The sequence below is a fragment of the Arthrobacter sp. KNU-44 genome, from assembly GCF_051843155.1.
Classification (GTDB): Bacteria; Actinomycetota; Actinomycetes; order Actinomycetales; family Micrococcaceae; genus Arthrobacter.
Genome location: NZ_JBPXNG010000002.1, coordinates 1,151,375 through 1,166,140 on the forward strand (window position 1 = coordinate 1,151,375; position 14,766 = coordinate 1,166,140).

Sequence of the window (14,766 nt, forward strand, 5' to 3'; positions counted from 1 at the left end):
TCCTACTTGTACAGCTCAGGCTTGGTGTTGAGCTGTACCGCGACCTTTTCGCCCGACTTCTGGGCTTCGACTCCCGCTTCGCAGCAAGCAGCGGTGGCGTAGCCATCCCAGGCGGTGGGGCCGCCGATTTCGCCGCGGCGGGCGGCGTCAACCCAAGCCTGGACCTCGACGTCATACGCGGCACCGAAGCGCTCCTCGAAACCAGGGGTGACCTTGCCGCCCCAGCGGCCGGCGCTGCGGACGTAAGGACCGCCGTCGCCACCGATGCTCACGATGCCGTCCTCGAAGGACGCCTGGGTGGCGACTTCGTAGCCGAACTTGGCGTTCACGTAGATTTCGACGTCGGCCAGGACACCGGACTCGGTCTCGATCAGGACGTGCTGGGGATCGTGCTGGCCGTTCGGGGCGTTGCGCGTCGCCTTGCCGAGGCGGACCTGCACGGAGGTGATTTCCTCGCCGGTGAAGAAACGGATGGCATCGAATTCGTGGACCACGGAGTCGTTGATGAGCATCGCGTTGGTGAAGCCCTGGGGCGTGTCCGGGTTGCGGTGCTGGTGGTGCAGCATGAGCAGCTCGCCGAGTTCACGGTCGCGGATCACGGAACCCAGGGCGGCGTATTCGGCGTCGAAGCGGCGCATGAAGCCCACCTGGATGCGCTTGTGGCCGAGCGCCGTTTCGGCCTGGACAACTTTCCAAGCGCTCTCGGCATCCGGAGTCAGCGGCTTTTCGCAGAGGATGGGGAAGTCCTTCTCCAGTGCCTTGTACAAGATTTCCTCGTGCAGGAAACCGGGGGTGGCGATCAGCACGGCGTTGACGTCGCCGTTGTTGAGGGCCTCTTCGGCGCTAGCGAGGGCGACGGCGCCGTCGATCCCTGCGATGGCGGCCTGCGCGCGGGCGAGGTCGACGTCGACGACGGCGGCCACTTCGGCGCCGTGGATGCGCGTGCTGAGCCGCTTGATGTGGTCGGCGCCCATGCGGCCTGCGCCGATGACGGCCACGCGGAGAATGTCAGTCATTGTTTCTGTCCTTAGGTGTCTGGGCTGCTGTGCTACTGCACGGCAGTGCGGGAGCCGCACGAAAGCAGGTAGTTGCGGGTGCGCTTGGCGATGGGCATGGGGACGTCGAAGGCCACGGGGTACATGTCCTGTTCCACAATGCCAAAGATCGGCCGGTTGAGTCCTTCAACGGCCTCGATGACTGCACGAAGATCCGGCAGGCCGTTCGGCGGTTCGGTCATGACGCCGGCCAGGTTGGCTGCCGCCCAGGTCATGTTTTCCTCGTTGACCTTCCTGAGGACATCCGGGTTGATCTGCTTCAGGTGCAGGTAGCCGATGCGGTCGGGGTAGTTCTTGATCAGTTCCAGGCTGGAGGCTCCGCAGTATTCCGCGTGTCCGGTGTCCAGGCACAGGTTCAGGTACTGGGGATCGGTGGACGCCAGGAGCGTTTCGATGTCCGCCTGCGCCCCGACATGTGAATCGGCGTGGGAGTGGAACTGCTGCTTGAGGCCGTAGTCTTCCAGCAGGGTTTTGCCCAGACGGTTGTGGCCGGTGAACAGGTCGCTCCACGCTTTCTCGGTGAGCTCCCCGCTTTCCACTGCTTCCCCGGTGACGTCGTCGCGCCACATGGCCGGGATGACCACGATGTGCTCGCCGCCCATGGCGGCCGTGAGCTCGGCTACCTTACGGGCAGGTTCCCAGGCGGTCTCCCACTGGTCCAGGCCGCGGTGGAAGGCAGTGAAGACCGTTCCTGCCGTGACCTTGAGGTCGCGCTGCTTGAGTTCCTCCGCGAGGCGCGTGGGTTCGTTCGGCAGATAGCCGTAAGGGCCCAGTTCGATCCACTTGTAGCCGGACTCGGCCACTTCGTCCAGAAAGCGTTCCCACGGGGTCTGCTTGGGGTCATCCGCGAACCAGACACCCCAAGAGTCCGGGGCCGTGCCGATGATGAGTTTGTTCTCTGTCATTGCTCAATCCTTGTTCAATCGGCGCCCTGCCGGCCCAACTAACTCGCATTTATTGTCGTTATGAGGGCTCATAACGACAACTACTGCGAGTCAGTTGGGTGGGAGGGGACTAGTTGGAGGGGAAGTTGTAGGAGGCGCCGGAGGCGTGGGTGGGTTCGGGCCAGCGGGAGGTGACGACCTTGCCGCGGGTGTAGAAGGAGACGCCTTCGGGTCCGTAGATGTGCTTGTCGCCGAAGAGCGAGGCTTTCCAGCCGCCGAAGGAGTGGTAGGCCACGGGCACCGGCAAGGGGACATTGATGCCGACCATGCCCACGGTGACGGAGCGCTGGAACTTGCGGGCGTTCGCGCCGGAGGAGGTGAAGATCGCGGTGCCGTTGCCGTAGGGGTTGGAGTTGATGAGCTTGATGCCTTCGTCCAGGTCCTCGACGCGGACGACGACGAGGACGGGTCCGAAGATTTCCTCGGTGTAGGCGGTCATTTCAGTCTTGACGTGGTCGATCACGGTGGGGCCGACCCAGAAGCCTTCTTCGTGGCCGGGGACCACCAGGTCGCGGCCGTCCACGACCATCGCCGCTCCCGCGGCTTCGGCTTCGGTGACGATCCGCACGATGCGTTCTTTGGAGGCCGGGGTGATGACCGGGCCCATTTCGGCGTCGGGCTCGGTGCCGTTCTTGACCTTCACGGCAAGGGCGCGTTCCTCGACTTTCTTGACCAGCAGCTCGGCGGCGTCCCCGACGGCGACCGCGACGGAGATGGCCATGCACCGCTCGCCCGCGGAACCGAACGCGGCGGCGGCCAGGTGGTCGGCGGCGTTGTCGAGGTCGGCGTCGGGCATGATGATCGCATGGTTCTTCGCCCCGCCCAGGGCCTGGACCCGCTTGCCGTGCTTGGTGGCGGTTTCGTGGACGTACTTCGCGATCGGGGTGGAGCCGACAAAGGAGATGCCGTCGACGTCCGGGTGGGTCAGGAGCCCGTCGACGGTTTCCTTGTCGCCGTGCAGGACCTGGAACACGCCGTCGGGAAGGCCGGCCTGCTTCCAGAGCTTCGCGAGCAGCATCGAGGCGGAGGGGTCGCGTTCGGAGGGCTTGAGGATGAAGGCGTTGCCCGTGGCGATCGCCATGGGTGCCATCCAGAGCGGAACCATGACGGGGAAGTTGAACGGGGTGATGCCGGCGACGACGCCGAGGGGCTCCCGGAAGGAGAACACGTCGATGCCGGTGGAGACCTGGTCCGAGTAGTCGCCCTTGAGCAGTTGCGGGATGCCGCAGGCGAACTCGATCACTTCCAGGCCGCGGCCGATCTCGCCCTTGGCATCGGAAATGACCTTGCCGTGCTCGGCGGTGATCAGGGCCGCGAGTTCGTCCACGTGGGAGGCGACCAGTTCGCGGAACTTGAACAGGACAGCGGTGCGCTTGGCGAGGGAGAAATCGCCCCACTTTTCGCTCGCGGCCTTCGCGGCGGCAACGGTGGCGTCAAGATCGGCACGGTTCGCGAGGCGCAACGTTGCGGAGACGGCGCCGGTGGCCGGGTTGTAGACCGGCTGGCTGCGATCGCCGGCGCCGGCGGTTTCAACACCGTTGATGAAATGCTTGATGGTGGTCATGGTGGTCGTCGTCGACATGTGCGGACTTCCTTGTCTGTTGCTTGAAGAGGTCTGTGGCTTGAAGCGAGCTTGAGGGGGCTAGCCGAGCAGCTTGCGCTGGCGGTTCTTGTGGTCGGTGTACGTCTGGTAGGCCTGCTGGGTGGATTCGAGTTCGGAGACCTGCGAGACGGGAACGTCCCACCAGGATTCGGAGCTCGGCGCGTCAAGCAAGGGATCGGATTCGACGTGGATGACGATCGGTCCGGTTTCTTCCGGTGCTGCTTTCGCGTCGCGGATGGCTTGTTCCAGTTCGGCGATGACTTTCTCGCCGGGTTCGATCCGGATCACCTTCGCGCCGAGGGACTCGGCGTTGAGGGCCAGGTCGATGGGCAGGTTCTCGCCGGCATCGAAAGAGTGCTGTTCCTTGTCCAGGACCCGGTACTGCGTGCCGAAGCGCTGCGAGCCCAGGGATTCGGAGAGCGAACCGATCGAGGCGTAGCCGTGGTTCTGGATGAGGACCACGATCAGTTTGATGCGTTCGGCGACGGCGGTGACAAGTTCTGTGTGCATCATCAGGTAGGAGCCGTCCCCCACCATGACCACGACGTCGCGATCCTTGCCGCCCGCCGCGGCCTCGGCCAGAGCGGCACGCTTGACACCCAGGCCGCCGGGGATTTCGTAACCCATGCAGGAGTAGGCATATTCCACGTGGTAGCCGAAGGGGTCCCGGACGCGCCACATCTTGTGCAGGTCACCGGGCAGGGAACCGGCGGCGCAGATGACAACGTCCTGCTCGTCCATGGCCCGGTTGGTGGCGCCGATGATCTCGTTCTGGGCCGGGAGCGGCGTGTGGCGGGTGTCGAAGGCTTCGTCCACGATGCCGTTCCAGCGCTTCTTCTCGGCCGCGATCTTCTGCTCGAGGTCCGCGCCGACACGATAGCCGCCGAGCGCCTGGTTCAGCTTGACCAGGGCCTTGCGGGCATCGGCGACGATCGGCAGCACGGTGCCGTGCTTGTACGCGTCGATCGCGGCCACGTTGATGTTGACGAACTTCACGTCGGGGTTCTGGAACGCAGTGCGCGACGCCGTCGTGAAGTCTTCGTAACGGGTACCGATGCCGATGATCAAGTCAGCCTCGGCCGCGATGGCGTTCGCCGCCGTCGTGCCCGTGGAGCCGATGGCTCCAAGCGAGAACTTGTGGTCCCACGGAAGGACGCCGACGCCCGCCTGGGTGTTACCTACCGGGATGCCGGTGAGCTCGGCGAACGTGGCGAGTTCCTCGTTGGCGAAGGCGTAGAGGACGCCGCCGCCGGCGATGATCAAGGGCCGTTTCGCGGCGCGGATGGCCTCGGCGGCGCGGCGGATGTCGTCGTCGTCGGCTTCGGGGCGGCGGATCCGCCATTCACGCTCGGCGAGGAACTCTTCCGGGACATCCAAGGCTTCGGCCTGGACGTCCTGCGGCAGCGAAATGGTCACGGCACCGGTCTCGGCCGGGTCTGTCAGGACGCGCAGGCCGTGGTGGAACGCGGAGAACAGCTGCTCGGGCCGGGACACCCGGTCGAAGAACTTGGACAGCGGACGGAAGGCGTCGTTGACCGTGATGTCGTAGGCGTAGGGCAGCTCGAGTTGCTGCAGCACCGGATCCGCGGCCCGGGTGGCGAAGGTATCGCTCGGCAACAAGAGCACCGGCAGCCGGTTGGTGGTGGCCAGCGCCGCGCCGGTCAGCAGGTTCGAGGAACCCGGGCCAATCGAGGTGCTGATCGCGAAGGTCTGGCGACGGCGGGTGTGCCGAGCGTAGCCGACAGCCTGGTGCGCCTGGGCCTGCTCGTTGCGGCCCTGGTAGTACGGCATGATACTCGGGTCGAGTTGCTGGTACTGCTTGAGGGCCTGGCCGACGCCGGCGACGTTGCCGTGTCCGAAGATCCCGAAGGTGCCCGGGATCAGGCGCTCCCGGTACTCGCTCCCGCCGACTGTGTCCACGGTGTACTGCTTGGACAGGAACTCGACAACCGCCTGGGCGACCGTCATTCTGCGCGTTGACATTACTCTTACTCCGATACTTTCGCAGGTGTCTTCAGCAGCGCTGGCGTTTTCAAGAGCGAGGCGGCGGTGGCCACGGCCCCGGCCACGTCCCCGTCGGCCGGATACAAAAGGGTCCGTCCCACAGTCAATCCCTGGACTCCCGGCAGGGCAAGCGCTGCCTGCCAGCTGGCGAAGACCTCGTCCTGGCCCGCGTCCGGATCCCCGCCCAACAGGACCGTGGGCAGTGTGGTGGCGGCCATGACGCGTTCCATCTCGGCCACGACCGGGAGTTTCATCCAGGTGTAGGCGCTTGTGGAACCCAGGCCCTGCGCAATCGCCACCGACTTGATGACCGCGTCCGGGGAAAGGTCGTTGCGGACCTTGCCGTTCGCCTCGCGGACGGACAGGAACGGTTCCACCATGGCGATGAGCTTGCGCGCTGCGAGGGAGTCCACCGCCTTGGCCGTCGCTTCCAGGATCGACGCCGTGTCCGGGTCACCGAGGCAGATCCGGGTCAGCATCTTCCCGCCGTCGGCGCCGAGGGCGTCCAGGGCGGCTGCGGTGTGGCCCGTGAAACGGTCGTCGATTTCGTTGACCAGCCCCGCGAGGCCGCCGCGGTTCATCGAGCCGAAGACAAGCTTGCCCTCAAGCGCCCCGAGCAGGAGCAGGTCATCCATGATGTCCGGCGAGGCCAGGACACCGTCGACGGCGGGATTCGCCAAAGCGATCTGCAGCCGGTCCAAAAGTTCCCGGCGGTCGGCCATGGCCACCGGGTCGGCGCCGACGCTCAGCGCGCCGCGGGCCGGGTGGTCGGCCGCGACGATGAAGTTCTGGGAGCCGTACTTCAGGCCCGGGTGGCGGCGACGTGCGGCAGCGGCGCGGGCAACGGCGTCGGGATCTTCAAGCCGGATGGCACTGAGGTGCTCGTAACGGCGGGGGTCGTCATTGAAGCTCAACGTGTTGCTCCTTCGGAAACTGCTGGATGGGAAGCTGCGTCGGTGCCTGCTGTGCCGTCCGGGGTCAGGCGGCCACGTTCGGCGAGCAAGGAGGTGACTTCTTCCGGCGTCGGCATTGCGTCGGCGCACGAGAGGCGGGAGGCGACGAGCGCGCCTGCCGCGTTCGCATAGTCCAGGATCCGGGCCAAAGGCCAGCCGGACAACAGTCCGTGGCAGAAAGCACCGCCGAAGGAGTCGCCCGCGCCCAGGCCGTTGACGGTCTCCACGGGAACGGGAGCGGAGACAACGCGTTCGGTGCGGGTCTTGGCCATGACGCCTTCGGGGCCGAGCTTGACCACGGCGATCTCGACGCCGGCGGCCAGGAGGCGGTCGGCCTGCTCGTCCGGGGTTCCTTCACCCACGGCGACGGCGCATTCCTTGTCATTGCCGATGGCGACCGTGACGTGCGGCAGGATCTTGGCGACCTCGGCCCGGGCCTCGTCTTCGGAAGCCCAGAACATAGGCCGATAATCCAGGTCCAGGATGGTGTACTGGCCCTCGTTCAGGCCTGTGCGCGGCCTGGCTTCATGTGCTGCGAGGTGGGCCGAGCGGCTGGGCTCCTGGCAAAGGCCGGTCACGGTGGACCAGAAGATGCCGGCGTCCTTGATGGCTTCGAGGTCGAGTTCCTCGGCCTTGATCTGGAGGTCCGGTGCCGTCGGGAAACGGCCGTAGAAGTACAGCGGGAAGTCGTGCGGAGGCTGGATCGCGCAGAACGTGGCCGGGGTCTGAAGGCCGGGTACCGGGGTGACGAACGCGTCGTCGACCTTGAACTTGCGCAGCTCGCGGTGCAGGTAGATGCCGAACGGGTCATCGCCGGTGCGCGTAATCACGCCGGAGCGGCGGCCGTGGCGGGCGGCGGCGACGGCCACGTTGGACGGCGAGCCGCCAAGGTACTTGCCGAAGGACTGCACATCCTCCAGTCCCACACCGATGTCGTTCGGGTAGATATCAACGCTGATGCGCCCGATGGTGAGCAGTTCGTGGGTCACGGTGATCGCGGACCTTTCTGTAGTGAACTCTTCTTGCGGGACGGTGAGAGCTCCGGTGCTTTTGCCGGCCCGCAGTGAGCGGGGCCACAACCACTACTTTGCACCAGAATTCATGTCCTGTCAAAGGTTTGTACTGACATATTTACAACGAAACGTAATGGCATAAATTACGCGGCGACTTGGGCTTGAATCCGCCCCAAAACGCCTCAGTTACCGCGCAGGAACAGCAAGCTCGCCAGTGACATACTGGGCGCGGCCAAAGCCGAAGGACCAGTCATCGGCACTGTTTTCGACGTACCCAAGGAAGACATCCTCGCCGGCGACGCCAATCTCGCCGAGCCCGGCGGCGATGGCGGCGAACAGGGACTGCTTGGCTTCGCGACTCCGCCCGCCCTGGGTGAATATCTGGATCATGACCACGCCGGACGTTCGTTCGAAACCGAGGCCGGCATCCTGCGCAACAATCTGGCCTGCGGGATGCTCGGTGATGATGTGGAAGTAGTCGCGCTCCGGGATGCCATACTCGGCGAGGATAGCGTCGTGGATCCGCCTGCTCAGGTCGTCGAGCTGCTCTGGTGTGCGGCCTTCGTTGACATCAATGCGGACGAGGGGCATCTGCTCTCCTTTAATAGTTTGTCCTGACATGCTAACAAACTATCGAAGCGCCCCACAAGCTCTTCCCACCGTGACGCCCCCTGCAACGCCCGCTCACATATCCGGCCTTAACCGCCGACGCCCGCTCACATCATGTGAGCGAGCGTCGGTCGAAAAGCCTTCAGATGTGAGCGAGCGTCGGCCCAAAAGCCTTCAGATGTGAGCGAGCGTCGGTGACGGGCCGCCCGGGCATTCAACAGTTAAACAACGACGGCGCCCGTCACCTTCACGTGGAAGGTGACGGGCGCCGTCGTGGGCCCTGCTTTGGGTGCTAGAGGGTTGCGAAGACCTCGCGGAGCAGCTTGGCGGTCTCGGACGGCGTCTTGCCGACCTTCACGCCTGCAGCTTCGAGAGCTTCCTTCTTGGCCTGAGCCGTACCCGCGGAGCCGGAGACGATGGCGCCAGCGTGGCCCATGGTCTTGCCCTCGGGGGCGGTGAAGCCTGCAACGTAGCCGACAACCGGCTTGGTGACGTTGGCCTTGATGAAGTCGGCTGCGCGCTCTTCTGCGTCGCCACCGATTTCGCCGATCATGACGATTGCCTTGGTCTCCGGGTCCGCCTCGAACGCAGCCAGGGCGTCGATGTGGGTGGTGCCGATGACGGGGTCGCCACCGATGCCGATGGCCGTGGAGAAGCCAAGGTCGCGAAGTTCGTACATCATCTGGTAGGTCAAGGTACCAGACTTGGAGACCAAGCCGATGGGGCCCTTGCCCGTGATGTTCGCCGGGGTGATACCAACGAGGGCTTCGCCCGGGGTGATGATGCCGGGGCAGTTCGGCCCGATGATGCGGGTGATCTGCTTGCCGTCAGCGTCCACCGTGGCCTGGGCGAGTGCCCAGAACTCGGCGGAATCCTGAACCGGCACGCCTTCGGTGATGACAACGACCAGGCCGATGCCTGCTTCGATGGCTTCAACCACGGCGGCTTTGGTGAATGCCGGCGGAACGAAGACGATCGAGACGTCGGCGCCGGTCTCGGCTATGGCTTCCTTGACGGTGCCGAAGACGGTGATTTCCTTGTCGCCGTGCAGCACCGTGGTGCCAGCCTTGCGGGCGTTGACGCCACCGACGATGTTGGTGCCGGCCTTGAGCATCAGGGCGGTGTGCTTGGTGCCTTCGCCGCCGGTGATGCCCTGGACGATGACCTTGGAGTCCTTGTTCAGATAAATAGACATTGTGAGGTCCCTTTACTTCGCTGCGTTGGCGAGCTCGGCGGCCTTGTCGGCGCCCTCGTCCATGGTGGCTGCCAGGGTAACCAGCGGGTGGTTGGCCTCGGCCAGGATGCGGCGGCCCTCTTCGACGTTGTTGCCGTCGAGGCGGACAACCAGCGGCTTGTTGGCATGGACACCAAGCTCGGCCAGTGCACCGACGATGCCCTTTGCCACAGCGTCACACGCAGTGATGCCACCGAAGACGTTCACGAAAACGCTCTTGACCTGCTCGTCACCGAGGATGACGTCCAAGCCAGCGGCCATGACCTCAGCGGAGGCTCCACCGCCGATGTCCAGGAAGTTGGCCGGCTTGACGTTGCCGTGGTTTTCGCCTGCGTAAGCAACGACGTCGAGGGTGGACATCACAAGACCGGCGCCGTTGCCGATGATGCCAACCGAGCCGTCAAGCTTCACGTAGTTGAGGTCCTGCGCCTTGGCCTTGGCCTCGAGCGGGTCAGCTGCGTCCTTGTCCTCAAGGTGTGCGTGCTTGGGGTGGCGGAAGCCGGCGTTCTCGTCCAGCGAGACCTTGCCGTCAAGGGCAACGATGTCGCCGGCGCCGGTCTTGACCAACGGGTTGACCTCAACAAGGGTTGCGTCTTCCTTCTTGAAGACGTCCCAGAGCTTCAGGATGACGGAAGCAACCTTGCCGCGCAGTTCCTCGGAGAAACCAGCAGCGGCAACGATTTCGTCGGCCTTGGCCTGGTCGATTCCGACGGCGGGATCGATGGCGACCTTGGCGAGTGCCTCGGGGCGCTCAACGGCAAGCTGCTCGATTTCCATGCCGCCTTCAACCGAGCACATGGCCAGGTAGTTGCGGTTGGCCCGGTCCAGCAGGACGGAGAAGTAGTATTCCTCAGCAATGTCGGCGCCCTGGGCGATCATGACCTTGTTGACGGTGTGGCCCTTGATGTCCATGCCAAGGATGTTGGTGGCGTGCTCAAGCGCTTCGTCAGCGGACTTTGCGACCTTGACACCGCCGGCCTTGCCACGGCCACCGACCTTTACCTGCGCCTTGACGACGGTCACGCCGCCGATGTTCTCGGCAGCAGCCTTTGCTTCTTCAGGAGTGTGCGCCACGATGCCGGCGAGCACGGGTACACCGTGCGCTTCGAACATATCGCGCGCCTGATATTCAAACAGGTCCACGGTTTAGTGTCCTTCTACGTCGAAGTAGTTTCTGTACAGCCGGAAACCACGGTGACCGCGAAAACCGGCTGCGGATAGGTGCGCATCGAACGGCCATCTAGCAGCCGGTCACATTGCGCAAGTTCCTCTCGAACTTTAGCCCCCCGGGGAGGCCAGCCGGTTCTACAGTACCTGTTAAGTGAGTAAGCACACACTTCTATCGACCGTAGAAAAACCGCTATATGACGCGGTTTTCCGGCGCGTCCAGCCACCATAATGCCAGGACGGCAGGACGACGGGAGCCGCTAGGAATCCAGTTTGGTCAGCGGCGCGTAACGCAGCAGCAGCCGTTTCTCGCCGACGTCGAACTTCACCTTTGCCACGGTCTTGTCACCGGCGCCTTCGATGCCGATCACGGTGCCGTTGCCGAAGCTCGTGTGGTTCACTTTGTCCCCCACGACGACGGCGACCACTTCCTTTTGCGGCTGGACACGGTTGCGTACGACGGCGGCCGGCACGTCGGCGTTGAAGCCCGCCGTGCCGCTGGCGGCAGCGCCGCGCGACGTTCCGGCGCCCCAGAAGGAGCCGCCGTAACGCCCGGAGCCGATGGGCGCGTTACCCCAGCCGCTTACTTGGCGGGAGGTCCCTTCGCGCTTCCACTCCACGAGACCGGTGGGGATCTCCTCCAGGAATTGGCTGGCGGGGTTGTATTGGCTCTGGCCCCACATGCTGCGGACCTCCGAACGGGTCACGTAAAGGCGCTTCCGTGCACGGGTGAGGCCCACATAGGCCAGGCGACGCTCCTCCGCCAGTTCCTTCGGATCCGTTGCGGACCGCTGGTGCGGGAACAGCCCGTGTTCCATGCCGGTGAGGAAGACGACGGGGAATTCCAGGCCCTTGGCCGTGTGGAGGGTCATGAGCGTGACCACTCCCATCCGCTTGGCCTCGGCCACGGCCGCGGCCGCATCCTCGGAAGATCCCTCCGGAGCGTCCGGGATCTGGTCGGCGTCGGCTACGAGGGAGACTTGCTCGAGGAATTCGCCCAGCGAGCCTTCTGGGTTGTCGCGCTCGTATTCCCGGACCACCGCCACCAATTCGGCGAGGTTTTCCACGCGGGATTCGTCTTGCGGATCGGTGCTGGCGCGGAGCCCGGCCAGGTAACCGGTCTGTTCCAGGACAGCTTCCAAAGCTGCCGCGGCCCCGGAACCCGAGGCCACTTCGGCCAGGTCATCCAGAAGTTTCACGAAGCCCAGGACCGCGTTCACGGAGCGGGTGGCCATGCCGGGAGCCTGGTCCGCCTTGCGTGCCGCGGTCATGAACGACGTGCGTTCGCGTTCGGCGAGCGCCGCCACGGCACCTTCGGCACGATCGCCGATTCCACGCTTGGGTTCGTTGAGGACGCGACGCAAATTGACGTCGTCGTCGGGGTTCACCAGGACGCGAAGGTACGCGAGGGCGTCCTTGATTTCCTTGCGTTCGTAGAACCGGGTACCGCCCACCACTTTGTACGGCAGGCCAACCCGGACGAGGACGTCTTCAATGGAGCGTGACTGGGCGTTGGTGCGGTAGAAAATGGCGACGTCGCCAGGACGCAAGCCCTCCTCGTCCTGGAGCCGGTCGATCTCCTTGGCGATGAACTGGGCTTCGTCGTGCTCGTTCTCCCCCACATAGCCGATGATCTTCTCGCCGTCGCCTTCGGCCGTCCAGAGTTTCTTGTCCGGGCGGTTGGGGTTGCGCGAAATAACGGAGTTCGCCGCGCTCAGGATGTTCTGGGTGGAGCGGTAGTTCTGCTCCAACTTGATGGTGCGGGCTTCCGGGTAGTCCTTCTCGAATTCGACGATGTTGCGGATGTCCGCACCGCGGAAGGCGTAGATGGATTGGTCGGAGTCGCCGACGACGGTCAGCTCGCTCGCCTGCGGACCCTCGCCGACGATTTCGCGGACCAATGCGTACTGGGCGTGGTTGGTGTCCTGGTATTCGTCCACGAGTACATGGCGGAACCGACGTCTGTACGACTCCGCGAGGGCAGGGAAGGCCCGGAACATGTAAACGGTCTGCGCGATGAGGTCGTCGAAGTCCATGGCATTGGCCTGGCGCAAGCGCTGCGTGTAGCCCTTGAAGACCTCGGCCACGGCCTGTTCGAAGGGTTCGTTGTAATTGGCACTGGAGGCGAACGCGTCGTCGTCGATGAGCTCGTTCTTGAGGGCCGAGATCTTGTGCTGAATGGCCTTGGGGGCGAACTTCTTGGGGTCAAGGTCCAGGTTCTTCGCTACGAGGGTGATGAGCCGCAGGGAGTCCGCGGAGTCGTAGATGGAGAAGTTGGAGTTCAGTCCCACGTTGGCGGCTTCGCGGCGCAGGATGCGCACACAGGAGGAGTGGAACGTGGAGATCCACATCGACTTGGCGCGGGCACCCACCAGCGCTTCGATGCGCTCCCGCATTTCCGCGGCCGCCTTGTTGGTGAAGGTAATGGCGAGGATCTCGCCGTGGTGCGCCCGCCTGGTGGCTATCAGGTACGCAATGCGGTTCGACAGCACGCGGGTCTTGCCTGACCCTGCACCGGCGACGATCAGCAAAGGGCTGCCGGCATGTTTGACGGCTTCCTCCTGCTGGGGGTTCAACCCTTCGAGCAATGCCTCCGCAGACGGCAAGCCCGCGTGGCCCCCGTCGTGCCCACCGCCGGGCGCGCCACCCCAAGACACACCGCCACCGGACGCAGAGTCCCTAGGCGCAGAGCCGCCCGGCGCACTTCCACTCTGTGCAGGGCCGCTTCCGGCGCGTGAAAGCATGGCCGGAGCGGCCTTGGTGGCAGCTCGGCTTGCAGCTTTGAAGGGGCCATCCGCGTACGGGTCAAACAACATATCCATGGTGTTTACCAGTCTAGGCGGTGGCTCTGACCCCGGAGGACCCGCATGATCTTCCTCGATGTCCGTCAAATACCGGCTCAGTCGGGAAATACCGAGGCTCCGAAGTGCTCTCCCAATTATGCTTCTTAGGAGCTACAAGTTCGCTGGCTCTGGGACACATCCAAAGGAACGGCATGCGGGGAAAACGAGGGGTTTGGACTACGCGCCGCCCCGGTGTGGTGTCGAAATACGGAACCCTTCTGGGGTCGGGCATCACCATTGCCTCAAGCCTGTTCCTGGCTGCCGCCAAGCCGCTCCAACCGTGGGAATTCGTCGGCGCGTACCTTGTCCTTGCGGCGGTCCTCGCCTGTTTCGCACTGATGCTCCACTCGGATGCATGGCCCCACCGCCTGGCGGTTCTGTTCGGGCTCATCCTGCTCGCGGAATTGTTGGGCTCCGAACAACGCGACGAGTTCAATCCCGCTTTCCTCCCCTACACACTGGTCCTCTCGGCAAGTTCCGTCCTCGTCCTCTCGATGCGCAAAACCTGGCGCTCAAGGCTGTTCACATTCACGGCGTTCCTTCTCGTCCTGGGGTACACGGTGATCTCCGCTTCGGCGGTGGGCGTCCATCCGGCGAGCGCTTTCATACTCGCGGCGACCTGGATCATCACCTTGGCGATGCGGCTTGGCGGACCACGGGCTTTGGCCCTGTATTGGGGAGATTTCGCCGTGCGCCAGGAATCCGTGGCAGCCCACATCGTGGCACAGAACCGGCGTAGCTACGTGGCCTGGAACACGAGGCATTTGCACGACACCACCTTGCGCACCCTCACCGTGATCGGCCGCCAAGGCGCCGGTCTCTCCTCGAAGCAACTAGGAGAAATGCTCGACGCCGTCACCTCCTCGGGGGCGGTGGCCCGGCCGGGACCACCGCCGCCAGGAGCGACCGACGTCGGCCTTGGCGCTTCGACGCCGTCCGAGACCCCGGAACCCGGCGAGCTCGCGGTTCGGTTGCGGCGAATCGCCGAGATACGGGCACGGGACGGCTTCAGCGTCGAGATCCACGGGACGACCGGAGCGCTGGCTGCTCCTGTCCAGGCTGCCTTGCTGGCGGCAGTGGATGAATGCATCCTGAACGCCGACAGGCACGCCGGCGCAGGACATGTGGATGTCCTGTTATCCCGGATCTCGGGCCAAGTTTCAGTGGTCGTCAGCGATTCCGGTTGTGGATTTGACCCTTCGACGCTCCCGACCGACAGGCTGGGCGTGAAGGAATCCGTCCTCGCCCGGATGCGTGACGCCGGGGGACGTGCGCGGGTCTTTTCCACGCCTGGACAAGGAACCACGATCCTGCTCGAAGCCGTGGCCGCATGACCATGCC

At 64.5% G+C, this 14,766-nt stretch carries 11 protein-coding genes; 1 reads left to right on the plus strand and 10 read right to left on the minus strand.

Features of this window, described 5'->3' with window-relative positions; all coding sequences use genetic code 11:
- Positions 1-2: 2 nt before the first annotated feature.
- The 10 genes from ACSVHC_RS06095 to pcrA form a co-directional block, all read right to left on the minus strand.
- Positions 3-1,016, minus strand: coding sequence for a Gfo/Idh/MocA family protein (locus tag ACSVHC_RS06095; protein WP_437772620.1), 1,014 nt, complete (start codon positions 1,014-1,016; stop codon positions 3-5).
- 32 nt (positions 1,017-1,048) lie between these two features.
- Positions 1,049-1,960: a sugar phosphate isomerase/epimerase family protein gene (locus ACSVHC_RS06100; protein WP_437772619.1), complete on the minus strand. Its 912-nt coding sequence runs from the start codon at positions 1,958-1,960 to the stop codon at positions 1,049-1,051.
- A gap of 109 nt (positions 1,961-2,069) precedes the next feature.
- Complete coding sequence (locus tag ACSVHC_RS06105) at positions 2,070-3,581, minus strand: CoA-acylating methylmalonate-semialdehyde dehydrogenase (protein WP_437772618.1); 1,512 nt, start codon at positions 3,579-3,581, stop codon at positions 2,070-2,072.
- A 60-nt stretch (positions 3,582-3,641) separates the two neighbouring features.
- Positions 3,642-5,570 carry a 3D-(3,5/4)-trihydroxycyclohexane-1,2-dione acylhydrolase (decyclizing) gene (iolD, locus tag ACSVHC_RS06110; RefSeq protein ID WP_437773963.1) on the minus strand — a complete coding sequence of 643 codons (1,929 nt, stop codon included), beginning with the start codon at positions 5,568-5,570 and terminating at the stop codon, positions 3,642-3,644.
- A gap of 20 nt (positions 5,571-5,590) precedes the next feature.
- Positions 5,591-6,520, minus strand: a complete 930-nt coding sequence (locus tag ACSVHC_RS06115) for a Cgl0159 family (beta/alpha)8-fold protein (RefSeq protein WP_345452331.1) — start codon at positions 6,518-6,520, stop codon at positions 5,591-5,593.
- Complete coding sequence (gene iolC / locus ACSVHC_RS06120; RefSeq protein WP_437772617.1) at positions 6,517-7,548, minus strand: 5-dehydro-2-deoxygluconokinase; 1,032 nt, start codon at positions 7,546-7,548, stop codon at positions 6,517-6,519. Before iolC ends, ACSVHC_RS06115 begins: the two co-directional genes overlap by 4 nt.
- 210 nt (positions 7,549-7,758) lie before the next feature.
- Complete coding sequence (locus tag ACSVHC_RS06125) at positions 7,759-8,163, minus strand: tautomerase family protein (protein WP_437772616.1); 405 nt, start codon at positions 8,161-8,163, stop codon at positions 7,759-7,761.
- Between the two features lie 310 nt (positions 8,164-8,473).
- Positions 8,474-9,376, minus strand: a complete 903-nt coding sequence (sucD, locus tag ACSVHC_RS06130) for a succinate--CoA ligase subunit alpha (protein WP_241708187.1) — start codon at positions 9,374-9,376, stop codon at positions 8,474-8,476.
- A gap of 12 nt (positions 9,377-9,388) precedes the next feature.
- Entirely contained in the window at positions 9,389-10,558 is a 1,170-nt protein-coding gene (sucC, locus tag ACSVHC_RS06135) for an ADP-forming succinate--CoA ligase subunit beta (RefSeq protein ID WP_437772615.1), read from the minus strand.
- Between the two features lie 284 nt (positions 10,559-10,842).
- Positions 10,843-13,404 carry a DNA helicase PcrA gene (pcrA, locus tag ACSVHC_RS06140; protein WP_437772614.1) on the minus strand — a complete coding sequence of 854 codons (2,562 nt, stop codon included), beginning with the start codon at positions 13,402-13,404 and terminating at the stop codon, positions 10,843-10,845.
- Positions 13,405-13,577: 173 nt separating this feature from the next.
- On the opposite strand from pcrA, the gene ACSVHC_RS06145 reads away from it, so the two are divergent.
- Positions 13,578-14,759 carry a sensor histidine kinase gene (locus ACSVHC_RS06145; RefSeq protein WP_437772613.1) on the plus strand — a complete coding sequence of 394 codons (1,182 nt, stop codon included), beginning with the start codon at positions 13,578-13,580 and terminating at the stop codon, positions 14,757-14,759.
- Positions 14,760-14,766 lie beyond the last annotated feature (7 nt).

Bases quoted from the DNA above. Each gene is read 5' to 3' on its own strand.
- ACSVHC_RS06095 (WP_437772620.1), bottom strand. From the start codon at position 1,016: ATGACTGACATTCTCCGCGTGGCCGTCATCGGCGCAGGCCGCATGGGC.
- ACSVHC_RS06100 (WP_437772619.1), bottom strand. From the start codon at position 1,960: ATGACAGAGAACAAACTCATCATCGGCACGGCCCCGGACTCTTGGGGT.
- ACSVHC_RS06105 (WP_437772618.1), bottom strand. From the start codon at position 3,581: ATGTCGACGACGACCACCATGACCACCATCAAGCATTTCATCAACGGT.
- iolD (WP_437773963.1), bottom strand. From the start codon at position 5,570: ATGACGGTCGCCCAGGCGGTTGTCGAGTTCCTGTCCAAGCAGTACACC.
- ACSVHC_RS06125 (WP_437772616.1), bottom strand. From the start codon at position 8,163: ATGCCCCTCGTCCGCATTGATGTCAACGAAGGCCGCACACCAGAGCAG.
- sucD (WP_241708187.1), bottom strand. From the start codon at position 9,376: ATGTCTATTTATCTGAACAAGGACTCCAAGGTCATCGTCCAGGGCATC.
- pcrA (WP_437772614.1), bottom strand. From the start codon at position 13,404: ATGGATATGTTGTTTGACCCGTACGCGGATGGCCCCTTCAAAGCTGCA.
- ACSVHC_RS06145 (WP_437772613.1), top strand. From the start codon at position 13,578: ATGCGGGGAAAACGAGGGGTTTGGACTACGCGCCGCCCCGGTGTGGTG.